Source organism: Mycolicibacter heraklionensis (assembly GCF_019645815.1).
GTDB classification, from domain to species: Bacteria; Actinomycetota; Actinomycetes; order Mycobacteriales; family Mycobacteriaceae; genus Mycobacterium; species Mycobacterium heraklionense.
In genome coordinates, this window is the sequence record NZ_CP080997.1 from 1,757,613 (window position 1) to 1,776,083 (window position 18,471).

General features: G+C 67.8%; 20 protein-coding genes. 9 read left to right on the plus strand and 11 right to left on the minus strand.

The features are described from left to right. Complete coding sequence (cysW, locus tag K3U94_RS08280; RefSeq protein WP_220696192.1) at nucleotides 1–813, plus strand: sulfate ABC transporter permease subunit CysW; 813 nt, start codon at nucleotides 1–3, stop codon at nucleotides 811–813. Continuing rightward, nucleotides 810–1,850 carry a sulfate/molybdate ABC transporter ATP-binding protein gene (locus K3U94_RS08285; RefSeq protein ID WP_047319972.1) on the plus strand — a complete coding sequence of 347 codons (1,041 nt, stop codon included), beginning with the start codon at nucleotides 810–812 and terminating at the stop codon, nucleotides 1,848–1,850. The genes cysW and K3U94_RS08285 overlap by 4 nt, the downstream gene beginning before the upstream one ends. Before the next feature lie 16 nt (nucleotides 1,851–1,866). Here the strand turns inward: K3U94_RS08285 and K3U94_RS08290 are convergent, their stop codons facing one another. From K3U94_RS08290 to K3U94_RS24355, 6 genes are all read right to left on the minus strand, one after another. Beyond that, nucleotides 1,867–3,504 (minus strand): diflavin oxidoreductase, encoded by a 1,638-nt coding sequence (locus K3U94_RS08290; RefSeq protein ID WP_220696193.1) that lies wholly within the window; start codon nucleotides 3,502–3,504, stop codon nucleotides 1,867–1,869. After that, complete coding sequence (locus tag K3U94_RS08295) at nucleotides 3,501–4,313, minus strand: iron reductase (RefSeq protein ID WP_230987502.1); 813 nt, start codon at nucleotides 4,311–4,313, stop codon at nucleotides 3,501–3,503. The genes K3U94_RS08290 and K3U94_RS08295 overlap by 4 nt, the downstream gene beginning before the upstream one ends. Nucleotides 4,314–4,418: 105 nt before the next feature. After that, nucleotides 4,419–5,150 (minus strand): sirohydrochlorin chelatase, encoded by a 732-nt coding sequence (locus K3U94_RS08300; protein WP_220696194.1) that lies wholly within the window; start codon nucleotides 5,148–5,150, stop codon nucleotides 4,419–4,421. Beyond that, nucleotides 5,129–5,860 (minus strand): phosphoadenylyl-sulfate reductase, encoded by a 732-nt coding sequence (locus K3U94_RS08305; protein WP_047319974.1) that lies wholly within the window; start codon nucleotides 5,858–5,860, stop codon nucleotides 5,129–5,131. Before K3U94_RS08305 ends, K3U94_RS08300 begins: the two co-directional genes overlap by 22 nt. Then, a complete protein-coding gene (locus K3U94_RS08310; protein WP_220696195.1) occupies nucleotides 5,857–7,536 on the minus strand; it encodes a nitrite/sulfite reductase in 1,680 nt (559 codons plus the stop codon). Before K3U94_RS08310 ends, K3U94_RS08305 begins: the two co-directional genes overlap by 4 nt. A gap of 113 nt (nucleotides 7,537–7,649) precedes the next feature. Continuing rightward, nucleotides 7,650–7,820, minus strand: coding sequence for an Ms4527A family Cys-rich leader peptide (locus tag K3U94_RS24355; RefSeq protein ID WP_350355354.1), 171 nt, complete (start codon nucleotides 7,818–7,820; stop codon nucleotides 7,650–7,652). Nucleotides 7,821–7,938: 118 nt separating this feature from the next. On the opposite strand from K3U94_RS24355, the gene K3U94_RS08315 reads away from it, so the two are divergent. The 3 genes from K3U94_RS08315 to hemW are packed head-to-tail and all read left to right on the plus strand — an operon-like array spanning nucleotide 7,939 to nucleotide 10,104. Continuing rightward, nucleotides 7,939–8,478: an Rv1363c family protein gene (locus K3U94_RS08315; protein ID WP_230987504.1), complete on the plus strand. Its 540-nt coding sequence runs from the start codon at nucleotides 7,939–7,941 to the stop codon at nucleotides 8,476–8,478. Further along, complete coding sequence (locus tag K3U94_RS08320; RefSeq protein WP_220696196.1) at nucleotides 8,475–8,873, plus strand: transglycosylase family protein; 399 nt, start codon at nucleotides 8,475–8,477, stop codon at nucleotides 8,871–8,873. The genes K3U94_RS08315 and K3U94_RS08320 overlap by 4 nt, the downstream gene beginning before the upstream one ends. Nucleotides 8,874–8,922: 49 nt before the next feature. Further along, nucleotides 8,923–10,104 carry a radical SAM family heme chaperone HemW gene (gene hemW, locus K3U94_RS08325; RefSeq protein WP_220696197.1) on the plus strand — a complete coding sequence of 394 codons (1,182 nt, stop codon included), beginning with the start codon at nucleotides 8,923–8,925 and terminating at the stop codon, nucleotides 10,102–10,104. 18 nt (nucleotides 10,105–10,122) lie between these two features. Here the strand turns inward: hemW and K3U94_RS08330 are convergent, their stop codons facing one another. Beyond that, nucleotides 10,123–10,395, minus strand: a complete 273-nt coding sequence (locus tag K3U94_RS08330; RefSeq protein WP_412178212.1) for a hypothetical protein — start codon at nucleotides 10,393–10,395, stop codon at nucleotides 10,123–10,125. A gap of 525 nt (nucleotides 10,396–10,920) precedes the next feature. Between K3U94_RS08330 and K3U94_RS08335 the strand changes: the two genes are divergently transcribed. The 4 genes from K3U94_RS08335 to K3U94_RS08350 all read left to right on the plus strand — a co-directional run bounded on the left by K3U94_RS08335 (nucleotide 10,921) and on the right by K3U94_RS08350 (nucleotide 14,190). After that, nucleotides 10,921–11,946, plus strand: coding sequence for a Rieske (2Fe-2S) protein (locus tag K3U94_RS08335; protein ID WP_220696198.1), 1,026 nt, complete (start codon nucleotides 10,921–10,923; stop codon nucleotides 11,944–11,946). Beyond that, nucleotides 11,943–12,437, plus strand: coding sequence for a hemerythrin domain-containing protein (locus tag K3U94_RS08340; protein WP_220696726.1), 495 nt, complete (start codon nucleotides 11,943–11,945; stop codon nucleotides 12,435–12,437). Before K3U94_RS08335 ends, K3U94_RS08340 begins: the two co-directional genes overlap by 4 nt. Nucleotides 12,438–12,504: 67 nt before the next feature. Next, on the plus strand, nucleotides 12,505–13,851 hold the full coding sequence (locus K3U94_RS08345) for a salicylate synthase (RefSeq protein ID WP_220696199.1): 1,347 nt from the start codon (nucleotides 12,505–12,507) through the stop codon (nucleotides 13,849–13,851). Nucleotides 13,852–13,920: 69 nt separating this feature from the next. Further along, the gene (locus tag K3U94_RS08350; RefSeq protein ID WP_220696200.1) at nucleotides 13,921–14,190 is read left to right on the plus strand and encodes a metal-sensitive transcriptional regulator; all 270 of its coding nucleotides are present in this window, start codon (nucleotides 13,921–13,923) and stop codon (nucleotides 14,188–14,190) included. Between the two features lie 25 nt (nucleotides 14,191–14,215). Here K3U94_RS08350 and K3U94_RS08355 read toward each other — a convergent pair whose 3' ends face one another. From K3U94_RS08355 to K3U94_RS08370, 4 genes are read right to left on the minus strand one after another with little or no spacing between them, the layout of a single operon-like run. Then, entirely contained in the window at nucleotides 14,216–15,112 is an 897-nt protein-coding gene (locus K3U94_RS08355) for a MerR family transcriptional regulator (protein WP_220696201.1), read from the minus strand. Continuing rightward, on the minus strand, nucleotides 15,109–16,578 hold the full coding sequence (locus K3U94_RS08360) for a flavin-containing monooxygenase (RefSeq protein ID WP_220696202.1): 1,470 nt from the start codon (nucleotides 16,576–16,578) through the stop codon (nucleotides 15,109–15,111). Before K3U94_RS08360 ends, K3U94_RS08355 begins: the two co-directional genes overlap by 4 nt. Before the next feature lies 1 nt (nucleotide 16,579). Beyond that, complete coding sequence (locus K3U94_RS08365; RefSeq protein ID WP_047319984.1) at nucleotides 16,580–17,500, minus strand: hypothetical protein; 921 nt, start codon at nucleotides 17,498–17,500, stop codon at nucleotides 16,580–16,582. Between the two features lie 11 nt (nucleotides 17,501–17,511). Next, nucleotides 17,512–18,378: an SDR family NAD(P)-dependent oxidoreductase gene (locus K3U94_RS08370; RefSeq protein ID WP_047319985.1), complete on the minus strand. Its 867-nt coding sequence runs from the start codon at nucleotides 18,376–18,378 to the stop codon at nucleotides 17,512–17,514. Nucleotides 18,379–18,471: the final 93 nt, after the last annotated feature.

Sequence of the window (18,471 nt, forward strand, 5' to 3'; positions counted from 1 at the left end):
ATGACGTCGTCACGGAAAATCCGCTACCTGCTCCGCTTCCTCGCGGTGGCCTACATCGGCCTGCTGCTGATCGTCCCGGTGTCGTTGATCCTGTGGCGCAGCTTCGCGCCCGGGCTCGGACAGTTCTTCGACTACATCTCCACACCGGCAGCCATCTCGGCGCTGCAACTGTCGCTGCTGGTGGTGGCGATCGTGGTGCCGCTGAACGTCGTCTTCGGTATTCCGACAGCATTAGTATTGGCTCGCAACAAGTTCCGCGGCAAGGGCGTGCTTCAGGCGGTCATTGACCTGCCATTCGCGGTCTCGCCGGTGATCGTCGGTGTGGCGCTGGTGGTGCTGTGGGGATCCGCGGGGCTGCTGGGCTTCGTGGAGAACGACTGGGGTTTCAAGATCATCTTCGGCCTGCCCGGCATCGTGCTGGCCAGCATCTTCGTCACGCTGCCGTTCGTGATCCGGGAAGTCGAACCGGTGCTGCACGAACTGGGCACCGATATGGAGGAAGCGTCGGCGACGCTGGGTTCGAGTTGGTGGCAGACGTTCTGGCGGATCACGCTGCCATCCATCCGCTGGGGGCTGACTTACGGGATCGTGCTGACGGTGGCGCGCACGCTCGGCGAGTACGGCGCGGTGTTGATCGTGTCGTCGAACCTGCCCGGAAAGTCCCAGACGCTGACACTGCTGGTGTCCGACCGTTACAACCGCGGCGCCGAATACGGCGCCTACGCCTTGTCCACACTGCTGATGACGGTGTCGGTGTTGGTCTTGATCGTTCAGGTGGTGCTCGACGTGCGGGCCGGAAAGGGAAACAAATGAGCAACGCAATCACGGTGCGCGGGGCGAACAAGCGCTACGGCGACTTCGTCGCATTGGACAACGTCGACTTCGCGGTCCCGTCCGGTTCGCTGACGGCGCTGCTCGGGCCCAGCGGCTCGGGCAAGTCGACTCTGCTGCGGGCCATCGCCGGCCTGGACCACCCGGACAGCGGGACGGTCACCATCAACGGAGTCGACGTCACCGGGGTTCCGCCGCAGCGGCGCGGGATCGGGTTCGTCTTTCAGCACTACGCGGCGTTCAAGCACATGACGGTGCGCGACAACGTGGCGTTCGGGCTCAAGATCCGCAAGCGACCCAAGGCCGAAATCAAAGAGAAGGTGGACAACCTGCTCGAAGTGGTGGGGCTCAGCGGTTTCCAGACCCGCTACCCCAACCAGCTGTCCGGCGGTCAGCGCCAGCGGATGGCCCTGGCGCGGGCCCTTGCGGTGGACCCGCAGGTGCTGCTGCTCGATGAGCCGTTCGGGGCGCTGGACGCCAAGGTCCGGGAAGACCTGCGGGCCTGGCTGCGCCGCCTGCACGACGAGGTGCACGTCACCACGGTGCTGGTCACTCACGACCAGGCCGAGGCGCTGGACGTCGCGGACCGGATCGCCGTGCTGAATCAGGGCCGCATCGAGCAGCTCGGCACCCCGACCGAGGTGTATGACGCGCCGGCGAACGCGTTCGTCATGTCGTTCCTGGGCGCGGTGTCCTCGCTCAACGGAGCCTTGGTCCGTCCGCACGACATCCGGGTCGGCCGCACCCCCGACATGGCGGTGTCCGCGGCAACGGTAGACGGCGCCGACGGGGTCGGGGTGCTGCGTGCCACCGTCGACCGGGTGGTGACGCTGGGCTTCGAGGTGCGGGTCGAGCTCACCAATGCCGCGACCCAGGTGCCGTTCACCGCCCAGATCACCCGCGGGGACGCCGAGGCGCTCGCGTTGGCCGAGGGGGACACCGTTTACGTGCGGGCCACCCGGATCCCGCCGTTGAGCGACGTGGCGGCGGTGGGCGCGGCGGTACCGGCGTCAGGGTAAGCCGACCCTGCGCCGGCTAGTACACGTCCCGCAGATAGCGATGGGTCTTGATGAGCTGGTTGACATAGGCGTGCGCCGCAGCGGTGTCCATGTTGCCGGCGCTGGCCACGATGGCATGCAGTGCGGCGTCGACGTCCTTGGCCATACGTTCGGCATCGCCGCAGACGTAGAGCTGCGCACCCTCTTCGAGCCAGCTGAAGAGCTCCGTCGAGTTCTCCCACATGCGTTGCTGGACATACCGATTCGGTGTGTCGGTGGCGTCGTCGCGGGAGAACGCGAGGTCGAGCCGGGACAGCACCCCTGACCTGAGATGGTCCTCGAACTCGTTCCGGTAGAGGAAGTCGCCGGCTCTGCGCCGATTCCCGAAGAAGAGCCACGAACGTCCCTTGGCGCCGGCGGCGCGGCGTTCTTGCAGGAACGCGCGAAACGGCGCCACCCCGGTCCCGGGGCCGATCATGATGACGGGCACATCGGGTCCGGGCAGTCGGAAGGAATGGTTGGGCCGCAGGTGTACTCGCACGGTGTCGGCGCGGTCGGCCAGGAACGAGGTAGCCACGCCGCCATAGTGGCGGTCTGCGAGGGCGTAACGCACGGTCGCGACGGTCAGGTGCGCGTGGTCGGGGCTGACCAGTGGGCTCGAGGCGATCGAGTAGTCGCGGTACTGAAGCGGACGCAACGTGTCGATCACCTCGTCAGCGGTCAGCGTGCCCAGTCTGATCAGGTCGAGCACGTCTCTGCCGTAGAGCCAAGAGTCCTGTGCCGCATCGGCATTCCCGCCCAGCGCAGCTGCGGCATGCGCGTCGCGGGTGCGTGAGGCCGTCAGCTCCCGCAGTGCTCGCGACGGCGTCCGTATCTCGAGGTGATGGGTCAGCAGCACACCGAGGGGCTCGTCGTGGCCGGGCACGGTGTGTTCGGGGCCCAGCCCGAACTCGGCCAAGATGGCGTCGACCAGAGCGGGGTCGTTGGTCGGATGCACGGCCAGGGAATCGCCTGCGGCATAGGCGATGCCGGAGCCGGTGAGGTCCAGCTCGTAGTGGCGGACCTCTTTGTCGGATCCGGGCGCGGTGAGCAGCTTGTTGACCATTACGCGGGCTTCGAAGGGGTGATCTCGGTCGGGGTTGGTCGGTGTGGCCTGATCGGGGGAGTGCGCGGCGCGGCTCGATACGACGACGCCCCCACCGGGGGCGGTGTGCTCGGCGGTCAGGAGTTTGACGACGTCGGTCGTCCAGGCCGCGGCCGGCTTGGCATAGGAGCCGTCGATGTCGACGCGTTCGGCCAACCGGGTGGCGCCCAACTGCTCCAGCCGTGCGTCGAGCAGTCGGCCGGCGTTGCAGAACAGGTCGTAACCGGTGTCGCCGAGGGCGAGCACCGCGAAACTCAGGTGTTCCAGGCGGTCGGCGGCGTCGGCGCTCAGGGCCTCCCAGAACAGCGTGGCGTTGTCGGGAAACTCGCCGTCGCCCCAGGTCGAGGTGACGACGATGAGGTGGGTGGCCGAGTGCAGGTCACTGATGTCGACCTGATTGAGCTCGACGGCTTCGACGCTGAGACCGGTGGCTTCTTCGAAGGCCTCGGCGAACGACATGGCGGCGTCTTCGGCGTTGCCCATGTCGCTGCCAAAGCCGACCACCATCGAGAAGTCGGGGCCGGTGTTCACAGCCGTTGCCCGCCCGAACTCGAAGCGGTGCCGGTGGGGACCCGACGGGGGGCTGTCTTCGGCTGGAACGCCGGCATGGCGGGCCCCCGCACCGGTAGGCCGAAGCCGACCATCGCGTCCAGGATGGCCTGACTGCGCCGGAAGCTGACGGCCTCGTCCTGCTCGGTGCGGCGTGGCAGCTGGTTTGCCGCGACCACCACCGTCGATCCCAGGAGCTGCCACATCGACGCGATCGAGATCGCGCCCTCGCACACCGCATGGAGCCAGACGAACAGCGGCGCCAAAGTTCGGTGGCAGCGGTGGGCCGCCCAGGTGGTCAGGGCCGATTCGCTGGGCAGCACCACCACCGTGTCGGTGTGGCCGCGCTCGCCCTTCTCGTGGATCCAGGGGTCGTCGGGAAGCACGCGCACGGTCGGGTCGACAACGGCCACCCAGTCGATGTCGTTGTCGCGGTCGAAGTGCACCCACAGGTTCTCCAGGCCGGCGTCCCACGCGCGTCCCTCGAGTAGCACCAGCGGAAGAAGCCGCCCCAGCACTTCGTGGACCAGCCGCGCGGCCAGGACGTTTCCTGCCGCGCGTGGGTCTGTCATGGCGGCGGTCTCATCGAAGCGGACCCGCAGGCGATCGATGGTGAAAACCGAATCCAACGGGAACCATCGGCGCTTGTTGACGTCAGCGAGAACCGCGACACCGTAGGTTCGGGGGCAATGCGGATGGAGCTGGCGAAGCCTGGTACAGGATTCGTGCAGCGCGAACCGCCGACGAATTACCATTCTCGCGATAAGGGGATCCTCGCCCGTGGACGTCACCCAAGCTCCTTACGTAGGTTAGGCTAACCATACTAAGGGTGAAGGGTGGTGATGAGCGCTGTGACGGGTCTCACTGCGGAGCGGTCTTTGGCGAACCGCCGTCCGTCAGGCGGCGGCCCGCGCCGTCAGGACGTCTTCCACGCGGTCCAGCACGGTCGCGGCCACCAGGCGGTGCGCGCCGAGCGGCTGGGCCATCGTGATCCCCGCCGGTGCGGCGTAGGCCGCGACCCGGTCGGTGATCCTGCCGTGGGCCAGGAACCACGGGGCGATCATCAGCTTGGTGGCGCCACGTGCCCGCAAGCGTTCGACGGCTTCGGGCACCGACGGCTGGGGGCCCTCGGTGGCGAAGGCGACTTCCACTCCGGCCCAACGTGTTCCGCGAGACAGCGGAGCTGCGATCGTGGCGGTCTGGGCATTGGCCGCCGCACGCGAGGAGCCCACCGCGACCACCACCACACCCAGCTCCGGGTCGAATCGCGAGGCACCGGCGCTGGTCAGGCGTTCGCCGAGAACCTGCACCAGACGGCTGTCCTCGCCCAGCGTCGGAGCCACCCGCAGATCAACGCCGGACTCCGCGATCATCGCCGGAATATCGACGCGGGCGTGGTAGGCACTCGCCAACAGCAGGGGGGCCACGATCGTGTCGCCGGTGGTCTCACGCAGCACATCGCGCAGGTTCGGGGTGCTGTGTTCGCAGAACGCCACCCGCACGGCGTATTCGGGCGCCACCCGGCGCAGGTGCCCGGCGATCGCACGGGTGTTGGCCGCCGAGCGTGGATCCCGGCTGCCGTGCGCGGTCAGTACCAGCGTGGTGGTCACGAGGCGTGCAGCCCGCATTCGGTCTTGGCCAGGCCGGCCCAGCGTCCGCTGCGCGGATCGGCACCCGCCTCCGGCTTGATGGTGCACGGCGCGCAGCCGATCGACGGGTAGCCCTCATCGATCAGCGGGTTGACCAGCACGTTGTTGGCGATGATGTAGGCGTCCATCTCGTCATCGGTCCACGCGGCGAGGGGGTTGACCTTCACCAGACCGAACTGCTCGTCGAAGCTGATCAGCGGGGCGTTGGCACGCGTCGGCGCCTCCACCCGGCGCAACCCGGTGACCCACGCCGAGTAGCCGCGCAGCGTGCGAGACAGCGGCTCGACCTTGCGCAGCCGGCAGCACAGCGCCGGATTGGACCCGAACAGGTCTTTGCCGTGGGCGGCGTCCTGCTCCGCCACCGTCTGCTCCGGGGTGACGTTGACCAACGCGATGTCGTACATCGCCTCCACCGCATCGCGGGTGCCGATGGTCTCGGCGAAATGGTAGCCGGTGTCGAGGAACAGCACCGGAACCCCGGCGCGGACCTTGGCCGCCAGGTCCACCAGCACTGCGTCGGCCATGTTGGAGGCCACCACGTAGTTGCAGGTGGCGCCACCTCGGGGGCCGTTCACCCCGCCGAAGTTCGCATCCGTCCACTCCAGCAGCTCGGTGGCGCTGGCGCCGTCGAGCTCGGCCGCGCCCTGGGCGGCCAGCTCACGCAGCTCCGCTTCGCTGTGGGGCCTCATCGCAGATCGTCTTCTTCGGCACGCACCGCCCACTGCGCGAAACGCTCACCAGCGCTGCGTTGTTTGATGAAGTTACGGACCACCCGTTCGATGTAGTCGCCGAGTTCGTCGCTGTAGACCTTGTGCTGGCGCAGCTTGCGGCCGAACCCGCTGTCGGCGCCCAGGCTGCCGCCGAGGTGCACCTGGAAGCCGGGGACCGAGTTGCCGTTGCCGTCGTCGATCATCTGACCCTTGAACCCGATGTCGGCCACCTGGATCCGAGCACATGAGTTCGGGCACCCGTTGATGTTGACCGTGACCGGCACGTCCAGGACGGCGTTGAGGTCGTCGAGGCGTTGCTCGAGCTCTGGGACCAGGCTCTGGGCCCGCACGCGGGTCTCGACGAACGACAGCTTGCAGAACTCCAGCCCGGTGCAGGCCATCAGGTTGCGCCGCCACGGCGACGGGTTGGACGGCAGGCCCAGCGCATCCAGCTCCGCCACCAGGCCGTCGACCTTCTCGTCGGGAACGTCGAGGATGACCAGCTTCTGGTAGGGCGTGAACCGGGCCCGGTCGGAACCGACCTGCTCCATCAATTCCGCGACCTTGAGCAGCGTCTCGCCGTTCACCCGACCGGAGATCGGGGCCACCCCGACCGCGTTGCGGCCATTGCGGGTCTTCTGCACCCCGACGTGGTCGACGGTCGCGGTGGGCTGTGCCGCCGCCGGCCCGTCGATCAGCGGGCGCTTGAGGTACTCGGTCTCGAGAACTTCGCGGAACTTCTCGACGCCCCAGTCCTTGACCAGGAACTTCAGCCGGGCCTTGGAACGCAGCCGGCGATAGCCGTAGTCACGGAACAGGCTCGTGACGGCCTCCCAGACGTCGGGCACCTCGTCCAGCGGCACCCACGCGCCGAGGCGCTGGGCCAGCATCGGGTTAGTGGACAGGCCGCCGCCGACCCACAGGTCCAACCCGGGGCCGTGCTCGGGGTGGTTGACGCCGATGAAGGAGATGTCGTTGATCTCGTGGGCGACGTCCGGCAGACCGGAGACGGCGGTCTTGAACTTGCGCGGCAGGTTGGCGAATTCCGGGTTGCCGATGTAGCGGCGGACGATCTCGTCGAGTGCGGGGGACGGGTCGAGCACCTCGTCGAGCGATTCCCCGGCCAGGGGCGAGCCGAGCATGCCGCGCGGGCAGTCGCCGCAGGCCTCGATGGTCTGCAGCCCGACCGCATCCAGGCGGTTCCAGATCTCCGGGACGTTCTCGATCTCGATCCAGTGGTATTGCAGGTTGTTGCGGTCGGAGATGTCGGCGGTGTTCCGCGCGAAGTCGACCGAGATCTGACCGAGGGTCCGCATGGCGGCGGCCGACATCGGCTTGCCGTCGCAGCGCACCCGCAGCATGAAGTAGGGCGCCTCGAGCAGGTCGGCGTTCTCGTCGCCGGTGAAGGTGCCGTCGTAGCCCTGCTCACGCTGGGTGTAGAGGCCCATCCAGCGGAAGCGGCCGCGCAGGTCGTCCTTGGTGATGCTGTCGAAGCCCTGCTTGGAGTAGACGTCGAGGATCCGGGCCTGCACATTGAGGGCCGGGTCTTCCTGCTTGAACTGCTCGTTGTGGTTGGCCGGTTCGGTTTCGCCGAGCGCCCACTGGGCCTCACTGCGCTTAGCCCGGGCCGGGGGAGCGGATGGAGTGGCGGTCATCGATTCTCCTTCAAAGAGGAGCCGGCGGGATTGAGCGCAGTTCACCGGCGACTGTCTCCGGCGGCGCAGATCCGGCGGCCAGCTGGAAAGTACAGGTGGGCGGTTCTACGACATCAAGGCAGACAGCGACAGCTGCAGACACGCTTGAAATCGATATGCCGCCGAGCCACCAGGGCAACCCCAGACGAGGTGCAGTAGGCGGCGGTCACACCGGCGATTATGCCATGGATGCCGAAAATCTTCCTTACCGGCGCAAAGTTGTGATCATCGTGAGCAAAACTCATCTGGGGCTCGACGTCGCGGCGGTCGGCCCGGGGGAGCGGATCGGAACGGCCCGGGGGCGATGCACCTGGGTACCGGGCCGCCGCAGACGGTCAGCCGATCGGAAGGCGGGTGGGACAGGTGAGTGTCGACTTCGGATGGGATCCGGCGTGGGAACCATTGCCGGTGGCCGACCCGCCCCGGCGTACCAGCGGCCGTGCCCAGCTGCGGCGCTGGCTGGCCGTGACGACGCTGGCGGCCACGGTCGGTTGCGGCGGATGGCTGGCGATCCAGCATTATCAAACCCACCTCGCCGGTGAGCAGGCCCTGGAGGCGGCCGAGGCATATGTGTTGCGACTGAGCAATATCGACGCCGACAACATCGATCGCGACTTCGCCGACATCACCGACGGATCGACCGGCCAGTTCCGGACCATGCACACCCGTTCCAGCGTGCGGTTGCGTCAGCAGTTGATAGACAACAGGGCGACGGCGCGCGGGCACGTCGCCGAGGCGGTGCTGAAATCCGCCGACCGTAACCACGCCGTGGTGGTGCTGCTGGTCGACCAGGCGGTGCGTAACGCCGACAATCCCGAACCCGTGCTCGACCACAGCCGGATCCGGATGACCATGGACAAGGTCGACGGACGCTGGCTGGCCAGCAAGGTGGAGTTGATATGAGGAAGTTCACAGCGACGCTGACGGCGGGCGTGCTGCTGGCCGGCGCCGCCGAATTGTCCGGCGCGGCCAGCGCCGACCCGATCGACTGGGAAGCCATCGCCCTCTGCGAGTCCGGCGGTAACTGGTCAGCCGATACCGGTGACGGCGGTTACGGCGGGCTGCAGATCAGCGTCGCGGACTGGGACGACAACGGCGGAGTGGGACTGCCCTCGCAGGCGTCGGCGCAACAGCAGATCGCCGTCGCCAAGCGCATCATGGCCAACCGGGGGCCCGGGGCCTGGCCGGCGTGCGTGTCGCGCGGCGGTGCCGCCGCGGCCGCTCCGGTCGGTTCGCTGACCCACTATGTGACGGCGCTGTCCGAGGACACACCGGGGACCGGCGCGCGATCCGACTGAGGCGCTGACGAACGGCGCCGCCCGCGCCGGCGTGGGATGATCGGGCCCCATGACGCCGACCCCGACTGCCGTAGCGCTGCCCGACGTGGCGCCGGCCCGGCGCGGCCACGACGGCCCGTTCGGGGTGTACGTGCACGTGCCGTTCTGTTTCATCCGGTGCGGCTACTGCGACTTCAACACCTACACCCCGGCGGAGCTGGGCGGCGCGAACCCCGACGCCTGGGTGGCGGCGCTGGACAAGGAACTGGAGCTCGCGGCCGCCCGGCTGGGCAGGCAGCGGGCCGACACGGTTTTCGTCGGCGGCGGCACCCCGTCGCTGCTGGGCGGGGCGCGGCTGGCGCGCGTGCTCGACCATGTCCGCGAACACTTCGGACTGGCCGACGACGCCGAGGTCACCACCGAGGCGAACCCGGAGTCGACGTCACCGGAGTTCTTCGAGTCGATCCGCGCCGCGGGCTACACCCGGGTTTCGCTGGGCATGCAGTCGGTGTCGCCGCGCGTGCTGGCCACCCTGGACCGGATCCATTCGCCGGGCCGGCCGGTGGCTGCCGCGCGCGAGGCGCGGGCCGCGGGCTTCGAGCACCTCAACATCGACCTGATCTACGGCACCCCGGGCGAGACCGATGACGATCTGCTGCGTTCGGTGGACGCGGCGCTGGAGGCGGGCGTGGATCATGTCTCGGCCTACAGCCTGATCGTGGAGGACGGCACCGCACTGGCCCGTCGCGTGCGGCGCGGGGAACTACCCGCACCTGAGGGTGATGTGGCGGCGCACCGCTACGAGCTGGTCGACGGCCGGCTGCGGGCGGCCGGGATGGACTGGTACGAGGTGTCCAACTGGAGTCGGCCCGGCGCGGCCTGCCGGCACAACCTGGGCTACTGGGGAGGTGGCCGGTGGTGGGGTGCCGGCCCGGGCGCACACAGTTACGACGGCGCGCTGCGCTGGTGGAACGTCAAGCACCCCAACACTTACGCGCAGCTGCTGGGGGACAACTTACTGCCGGTGGCCGGCTTCGAAGAGCTCTCCGCCGCCGACCGTCACACCGAGGACGTGATGTTGCGACTGCGGATGCGCGACGGGCTGGCGCTGGCGGTCCTGGATGCCGAGGAGCGCGAGCGCGCCGCGACCGCGGTCAGCGACGGCTTGCTGCACACCGACGGTGAGCGGCTGGTGCTCACCGATCGCGGTCGGCTGCTGGCCGACGCGGTGGTGCGGTCGCTGCTGGGCTAGTGGCGATCCGGGCGCCGATCAGCCGCTGAACCAACCGCGGTTGCCGTCCCAGCTGCCGCAGATGCCGTTGAAGCAGCCGTGGCCGAATCCGCCCTGGCCGGGGACAAAGCCACCGCAGCCCTGCCAACCGGCGTCATGGCCACAGCCGCTTCCCCCGCCGTTGCCGTCGGGGCCGCCGGAACCGTGCGGTTGGGCGACCGCGGTCTGGCCTGGCGTGCCCGCCGAACCGGTCATCAGCATCACGCCTGTCGGGGCGAGCGCGATCGCCGCGGCGGCTGTCGCTACGAACATCGATCCCACGAGTTTGCGAATACTTAGCATGCCTCTATAGTCCGCGCGGATGGTGGCGTTGCCAACCGTTGTGTGCGGACCGATACCGAATTGTGAACGCCTGTAACGCATCACTGCGATCCGGTGGCTGTGGTCGGTGTCACTGATTCGGCGGGTGGACCGCAGGGCCAATCAATAAACCGCAGATGCGGTTATATGCCGCTCCGCAGCACTCGCGTCTCCCGCAGGTAAATCGTTGCCAGCACATTCACAGCTATCTTGTCTTGGTATTGCCAGGTCTGTGTTGGGGGTCGCCTGCCACTGCTCAAAATGGCATCGAATGCAATGCCAAATAACAGATTTGGGGAACAGGCTGGACCTACGGTGGAGTTATCGCGCAACGGAAGTCAGGCGCGTGCAGCAATATCGTAACCCGTTACTTGTAGTAAATCGTACATGCGGATACGCTCCGGGGTATAGCTCCGCAAACGAGGCTGCAAACGGGGCTGCAATCGGGTTAGCCCAGAGGTGGATGGAGGCGACGGGATGGCAGTTCAACGGGTGCGAGGCGCCGAGGACCGGGCGCACGGGGCCGGCGGCCGAGTGCTGGAAGTTCTTGGACGACAGGAATGGATGGACCGGCCCAGCTACCGGCTGGAGAACGTGCTGAGCTTCGTGTTCAACGCCTTCGGCGGGGCGCGGAACCGGGTGACCAACTTCTTGAACGGCGTGTGGTTGGGGCACCCCGTGCATCCGCCGCTGGCGTCGCTGACCACCGGCGCCATCGGGACTACGGTCGCCTTGGACGCGCTGAGCCTGCTGCCGAGCAAGTCCGCGACGGAAATGCTTGACGCGTCCCGGTTCGCCCAGCGCGCCCTGAGTCTGGGGATTGCGGCCAACTTGGCTTCGGCGGCCACCGGGGTCACCGACTGGCAGCACACCCACGAAAAGGACCGACGGATCGGGCTGGTGCACGGCGTGCTGAACCTCGTCGCCACGGGCCTGTACATCCAATCCTGGCGGGACCGGCGCCGTGGACGGCACCTGCGGGGCGTCATCACCAGCGCGGTCGGCTATGGCATCACCTCCGCCAGTGGATTCCTGGGCGGCGCACTGGTGTTCGGCTCCGGGATCGGTATCGACCAGTCCGGTGAGCGGCTGCGCATCGACGACTGGACGCCGGTGCTCCCGGAGGCGGAGCTTCCCGCCGGCAAGAAGCTCAAGCGGGTCGAGGTCGACGGGGTCGGCGTGGTGCTGTGCCGCGACGGCGACAACGTGTCCGCGTTCGCCGGGCTGTGCCCGCACCTTGCCGCGCCGATGGAGGACGGCTGGCTCGACCGCGGCCGGGTCGTCTGCCCGTGGCACGGCTCGCAGTTCGACGTCCAGACCGGTGCCGTGGTGCGCGGACCGGCCGCCGCTCCACTGCCCTGCTACCAGGCGCGGGTGCAGGACGGGATGGTCGAGCTGCGCGACGGCGTGCCGACGCCACTCGGTGAGGGCCGGGTGAAATACCTCGCTCCGCAGACCCTGGAGTGCCCCGAAATCGCGGAACAGAAGGAGATCGCACAATAAGTGACGCTTACACCGTCTTGCGGAACCACCACAACGTGCTGCGCGGATTGGGATCCAAGCTCAAGGCCGCCCCGGTTGGATCGGACGAGCGGCAGGAGACCCTCGACAAGCTGCTGCGAGAGTTCACCATCCATATGAAGATCGAGGACGACATCTACTATCCGGCGCTGGCCGCGGCCAGCCGGCTGATCGCGATCGCACACGCCGAGCACCGGCAGATCTACGACCAGCTCGCGGTTGCATTGCGGACTCCGACCAGCTCACCCCGGTATGTGGACGAGTGGAATTCCTTCCTCACCGTCCTGGAAGCGCACGCCGACGAAGAGGAGCGCGACCTGGTACCTCCGCCGGCGCCGGTCGACCTGACCGACGCGGAGTTGGAGGACCTGGGCAATCGGATGGCCGCGGAGATGGAACGTCAGCGCAATTCCAAGTTCGAACAGCTGCACGTGAAAGCGCGAGCGAGACTGCTGGCCCTGCTGCCCGGCTGAGGTTGCGCACGCGGGTTCGCGGGGCGAGGCGCACATCACTTGGTAGGTTAGGCTACATTTACTAACCGTGTCCGAAGTCGGTGTAGAAACGGTTTCCGAAGCCGCGTTGTCGGTGCCGTTGCCGCCGGGCGTCGAGCCGGCTGACCTGGCCGCCGCGCTGGCCGTGGAACTGCCGGAACATGACGCTCAGGAGTACCTGCTCTACGAGCGCGCCGGAAGTTGGACGTTGGCGGCCGGTGTGCGCGCTGCCGTTGAGCTGGACAGCGACGAGCTGCGCACGGTCCGCGACGGGGTGGTGCGTCGCGAACATTGGCGAGGCCGGCCGGCCGCAGTGCTCGGTGAGGCAGTGGACCGGTTGCTGCTCGAGGCCGCCGAGGTATTCGGCTGGGTGGCCTTCGAATTCGGCACCTACCGATTCGGGTTGCAGGACCGGTTGGCGCCGGGCACCGCGCTGGCGCGGGTGTTCTGGCCGCAGACCCGCATCGTCGTCACCGCCGAGACAGTCGAGCTGTTCGGACACAGCGACCGCGCAGTCGCGGTGCTGGAGCGGCTGTTGGCCGACGGTGTTCCCGCGCTGGCCGAGCCGTCGCCGATTGTGGTCGACGCCGACGGTGCCGGCTATCGGGATCGGGTGGCGACCGCGGTCGAGGAGATCCGCGCCGGCAGCTACCGCAAGGTGATCCTGTCGCGTTGCGTCGAGGTGCCGTTCGCGCTGGACTTCCCGTCGACCTACCGACTGGGCCGGCGCCACAACACTCCGGCTCGGTCATTCTTGCTGCGGCTGGGCGGGATCCGGGCGCTCGGGTACAGCCCGGAGCTGGTGGCCGAGGTGCGCGGCGACGGTGTGGTGGTCACCGAGCCGCTGGCCGGGACGCGCGCACGCACCGGCGATCCCGCGATCGACGCAGCGGTTCGAGCCGACCTGGAATCCGATGCCAAGGAGATCGTGGAGCACGCGATCTCGGTACGCACGTCGGTGGACGAGATCACCGAGATCGCCGAGCCAGGCAGTACCGTCGTCGCGGACTTCATGACCGTGCGGGAGCGGGGCAGCGTCCAGCACCTGGGGTCGACGGTGCGCGGGCGGCTGGATGCCGCACGGGACCGGATGGATGCCCTGGAGGCGCTGTTTCCTGCGGTCACCGCGTCGGGGATCCCGAAATCGGCGGGAATCGACGCCATCCTGCGGCTCGACGAGTGCCCACGGGGCCTGTACTCCGGCGCGGTGGTGATGTTCTCGGCCGACGGCGGGCTGGATGCCGCGTTGACGTTGCGGGCTGCCTACGAGGGCGGCGGGCGTTGCTGGCTGCGGGCTGGCGCGGGTGTCATCGCTGAGTCGCGGCCCGAGCGGGAATTCGAGGAGACCTGCGAGAAGCTGGCCACCCTGGCGCCGTATCTGATCGCCGACCGCTGAATCTGCGGCCCGCCCTGCTGTTGGGATACCCTGTAGGGTATAACAGGCAGCTCGGGGAGAGGACCTCACGTGCTTGATGACGAAGACAGCGTCAAGTCGGTGTTGAACCGGCTGCGCCGTGCGCACGGCCAGCTCGCCGGAGTGATCGCGATGATCGAGGGCGGCCGCGACTGTAAGGATGTGGTCACCCAGCTTGCGGCGGTCTCGCGCGCCCTGGATCGGGCGGGCTTCAAGATTGTCGCGAGTGGGCTTCGCGAGTGCCTGTCCGGTGAATCCGCCAACGGCAAGGCCCCGCTCTCCGAGGACGAACTCGAGAAGCTGTTCCTCGCGCTGGCCTAGGGAGACCCCTACCCGCGACGCGGCGTCAGTGCAACAGCGACTCGGTGAGCAGGCCGCTGACCATCGACTCGATGGTCGATTCGATCGACGAGGCCAGGGTGGCGGTGACCGAGGCGACGGCCTGGGTGCGGAACCGCACCAGCATGCCGATCAGCTCGGCGATCTCGGTGTCGGCCGGCAGCGGTGCACCGGGCTGGACCCTTTTCAGCACGTGTTCGGCGCCGGCGCGCACCAACATCTGGCTGATCGCATCGATGTGCGGCAGCGTCTCCTCGTAGAGGTCGATGAGCTTGTCGATGGCGATGCCGTAGCCGCGGACCTCGTTGAACGCTTCGATCAGCTTGGGCCGGGTGATGGTGGCCAGGGAGTCGGCCTCGTTGAGCCGGATCACCCCGAGTGCCACCAGCCTGCGCATCGCCGGCGGGTCGCCGATTCGCCGCTCGGCCTCCGCACGCGGCATGGTCTCGGGCCGTTCGGTGGTCCAGTTGCCGGCGATCGCGCTTTCCAGGCCCAGGATGTCGCCGAGGTCTTTGCCCTGTTCCCAGGCGCCGATCATCTCTTTGACGTGCGCGATGGTGTAGCCGCGGTCGAGCATCGAGGTGATCAGCCGCAGCCGGGTCAGATGGGTGTCGTTGTACAACGCGATCCGCCCGACTCGTCGCGGCGGTGGCAGCAGATCCCGGTCCCGGTACACCCGCACGTTGCGCGTGGTGGTGCCGCCCAGTCGGGCCAGGTCGTCGATCCGGTACTCCCGGGATGCGGTGTTGCCGCCCGGGTGACGCACCACGATCTCGAAGAGCTGCGTCACCGCGGCCTCGATCACCTCGCGGGACTCGCGCCGTACTCGGCGGGGCACCCGCCGCAGATTCGCCAGCACCCCGGCGATGGAGTCGGGCTTGGCGGGACGATCCGGTGCGGTCATGCCACCGCGTGGTAGTCGGCGAGGCGGAAACTGCGCATCTGCCGAAGATACTGCGTCGCGAACCCCGGGTACATCGACGCGTTGAAACCGTCCTCGGTCAAATACCAGCTGCGACAGCCCGACATCCAGGTCGTCTTGCCCAGCCGCCGCTGGAGCTGTTGATTGTGGCGGCGTTGCACCTCGTCACGTACATCCAGGTAGCGCAGGCTTCCCCTGCGGATTGCGCCGACGGCACGCACCACGTAGTCGATCTGGCCTTCGACGTAGACCAGTAGTGAGTTGTGGCCCGGCCCGGAGTTGGGGCCCGTCATGAAGAACAGGTTCGGGTAGCCGTGGGCCTGAATGCTCTTGAAGGCCTGACCGCCGCCGCTCCAGTCCGCGGCCAGGGACCGGCCGCTTAGTCCGGTGACCGGAAACGGTGGGCCGGTCAGGTGCACGTCGTAGCCGGTCGCGAACACAATGGCGTCCAGCTGATGTTCCACGCCGTCGCTGGTGCGGATGCCCGACGGGCTGACCGTGGCGATCGGCCAGGCGATCAGCTTGCAGTTGTCGCGCTGCAGTGCCGGGTAGTAGTCGCTGGAGATCAGCATGCGCTTGCAGCCGGGGGTGAAGTCCGGGGTGAGCTGGCGCCGCAGCCAGGGATCCTTGACCGTCGCATGCAGGTGGGCTTTGCCCAGTTGAGCCACCAGGCCGCTGAGCGGGGTGTTCCACACCAATGCGGTGGCGCTGGCCTCGTGCCCCCAGAACAGTGCCTGGCGGGCAAGCTGTTGGGCAGCAGGGACTTTGGCGAACAGATCCTGCACTGCGGCCGGCATGGCTATGTCCAGGCGGGGGATCACCCAGCCCGGAGTGCGCTGAAAGACCTTGACGAACCCGGCCCGCTCGACCAGCTCCGGGATGATCTGCACCGCGCTGGCGCCGGTGCCGACGACTGCGACCCTCTTGCCGGTGAAGTCGTAGTCGCTGTCCCAGCGAGCGCTGTGGATCTTGTGGCCGGTGTAGCTCTCCAGGCCGCGGATGGCGGGGAAGCTGGAGTCCGGCAGCGGCCCGGATGCCAGCACCACGGTGCGGGCCCGAAACTTCGTGCTCCCGGCCGACACCGTCCAGACGCCGGCACCCTCATCGAACGCCAGCCCGGTGACATCGGTGCCGAACCGGATGTGGCGGCGCAAGTCGAACCGGTCGACCATGTCCTCGATGTGGGCACAGATCTCGTCGGCCGACGGGTAGGCCCGCGACCAGCCGGGGTTGGCGACGAAGGAGAAGGAGTACAGCAGCGACGGAATGTCGCATGCCGCACCGGGATAGCGGGTGTCGCGCCAGGTGCCGCCGACCCGGTCACTGCGCTCCAGGATGATGATCTCGTCGGCGCCGGCGAGGCCCGCCTCCGTCAGTTTGATCGCCGCGCCTATTCCGGTGAACCCGGCGCCCACGATCAGCGTCTGGTAGATGTGCGCGCGCGCCACCTCAGGCCGCCGGTTCGTGGGTGAGCTCTTTGAACCAGCTCGGGATGGGCTTGAGCAGCCGCTTGGGGTAGAAGCCGGAGAGCCACACCGCCGGATTGGCCAGCAGATGGTACGGGCTGTTCGGGTTGGCCATCCAGCCTGAGTAGCGCTTGATCACCTGGTAGGCCGGCACCCGCCGGGTGTGTTCGCCGCGTTCGCCGAACTGAGTGAAACGCATCAGTGCCGAGTACAGCCGCTGGGGATCCAGTCCCATGCCGATCACCTCGTTGCGGATCCGGGTGAGCAACGGGATCGAGATCAGCGCCCCGACGATCAGTGAGGGGGAGGCGACGGTGCCGACGAACTCGATCGCCAGCCTGCGGGCGTCGGCGTGTCCAATCAGCTCCAGCACCTCGAAATCGACCGCGATGTGCCGTGATTCGTCGTTGTTGATCTTCTCGAACACCTGGTGGCACACCGGGTCGTCGACCTCGTCGAGCAGGAACTTGAGCAGCGCGCCGTCGAGTGCGACTTCCAGCATCGGGATCACCGTGCCCAGCACCGACAGCGGCAAGTCGTCGGAGTAGTCGTCCAGCCACTGCATGGCCAGCCGGATGTTCACGTTGGGCTCGGGTATCTCGCCGTCTTCGAGCATGCCCCAGCGCTTCATCAGCGCCAGCTCGGCATTGGCGTGCCGTTGCTCCTCGGCATGGAAGTACCGGTAGATCTCGGCCAGCGTCGCGGTGGGCGCCTTGCGCGCCATGGCCGCGAAGCCGCGGGCGCCGATGTTCTCGATCCAGCATAGGTCGGCCATGAACTTCTTGAGTTCGGGCGCCATCTCGGGACGGATCAGCTCGGCTCCCGGTGCGTCCCAGTCGATATCGGCCAGCGCCCACTGCCGATCCTTGATCTTGGCGAGCATGACGTCCATGTCGAGAGCCATCTGCTTCTCCTTCAGTCGGCCCGGCCCGGTAGTGCTGCACTGGCACGGAATGCCAGTCCGATGGTTCGGGTGAAGGTCTCCGGCGCGAAACGTTTGATGTTCCAACCGATTTTGGCGTCCAGCTGCGGCATGCAGTACAGCCCGCCGCGGTCGTGGGTGTCCAGGCAGTCGCGGGCAACGCGCCCAGCGGAGAGCCCGGTCCAGCGCATCAACAGGTTGGCGGCGTCGCTGGATTGGGCTGTGATCCGGCCGGATTCGACGATGTTGGTCTTGACGAACGTCGGGCACAGCACGGTGACCCCGATGCCGGTACCGGACAACTCGGCGGCCAAGGTCTCCGACAGTGACAGCACACCGGCCTTGCTGACGTTGTAGGCCGCCATCTCCGGGGCGGCGCCGAAGGACGCCGCCGAGGCGACGTTGATGATGCCGCGGGGTTGACGGGGTTGCTCCGGGCCCGCTTCCCGCAGGATTGGGGTGAAGACGTGACAGCCGTGGATCGGGCCCCACAGGTTGATACCGAGCGTCCAGTTCCAGTCGTCCAGCGACATGGTGCCGATCGGCTCTCCGCCGGCGCCGACGCCGGCGTTGTTGATCACCAGGGTGGGCGAGTGGCCGAACCAGGACTGTGCGGCGTCGGCCAGCGCGGCGACGTCGTCGACTTTCGCGACGTCGCAGTGCACGGCGGTGGCGCGGCCGCCCGTGCCCGTAATGGCCTCGACGGTGCGTTGGGCGGCGTCATCGTCGATGTCGCTGCAGACCACGGCGCTGCCGCGGCGGGCGAGTTCGATGGCGAATGCGGCTCCGATGCCGCTTCCTGCGCCGGTGACGACGGCGGAGGCCCCATGGCTGCGTTTGGGGGATCGGCCAAGGATCATGTGACTGAGTCAACAGTCAATGGTGCCATTAGTCAATGGCAATGTTTTGAGCCGGGCCCGGGCCCGAGGGGGCCCGAACCCGGCTCTCGTGCA

Bases quoted from the DNA above. Each gene is read 5' to 3' on its own strand.
- cysW (WP_220696192.1), top strand. From the start codon at position 1: ATGACGTCGTCACGGAAAATCCGCTACCTGCTCCGCTTCCTCGCGGTG.
- K3U94_RS08285 (WP_047319972.1), top strand. From the start codon at position 810: ATGAGCAACGCAATCACGGTGCGCGGGGCGAACAAGCGCTACGGCGAC.
- K3U94_RS08300 (WP_220696194.1), bottom strand. From the start codon at position 5,150: ATGCGGGCTGCACGCCTCGTGACCACCACGCTGGTACTGACCGCGCAC.
- K3U94_RS08305 (WP_047319974.1), bottom strand. From the start codon at position 5,860: ATGAGGCCCCACAGCGAAGCGGAGCTGCGTGAGCTGGCCGCCCAGGGC.
- K3U94_RS08310 (WP_220696195.1), bottom strand. From the start codon at position 7,536: ATGACCGCCACTCCATCCGCTCCCCCGGCCCGGGCTAAGCGCAGTGAG.
- K3U94_RS24355 (WP_350355354.1), bottom strand. From the start codon at position 7,820: ATGAGTTTTGCTCACGATGATCACAACTTTGCGCCGGTAAGGAAGATT.
- K3U94_RS08320 (WP_220696196.1), top strand. From the start codon at position 8,475: ATGAGGAAGTTCACAGCGACGCTGACGGCGGGCGTGCTGCTGGCCGGC.
- hemW (WP_220696197.1), top strand. From the start codon at position 8,923: ATGACGCCGACCCCGACTGCCGTAGCGCTGCCCGACGTGGCGCCGGCC.
- K3U94_RS08330 (WP_412178212.1), bottom strand. From the start codon at position 10,395: ATGTTCGTAGCGACAGCCGCCGCGGCGATCGCGCTCGCCCCGACAGGC.
- K3U94_RS08335 (WP_220696198.1), top strand. From the start codon at position 10,921: ATGGCAGTTCAACGGGTGCGAGGCGCCGAGGACCGGGCGCACGGGGCC.
- K3U94_RS08355 (WP_220696201.1), bottom strand. From the start codon at position 15,112: ATGACCGCACCGGATCGTCCCGCCAAGCCCGACTCCATCGCCGGGGTG.
- K3U94_RS08365 (WP_047319984.1), bottom strand. From the start codon at position 17,500: ATGGCTCTCGACATGGACGTCATGCTCGCCAAGATCAAGGATCGGCAG.
- K3U94_RS08370 (WP_047319985.1), bottom strand. From the start codon at position 18,378: ATGATCCTTGGCCGATCCCCCAAACGCAGCCATGGGGCCTCCGCCGTC.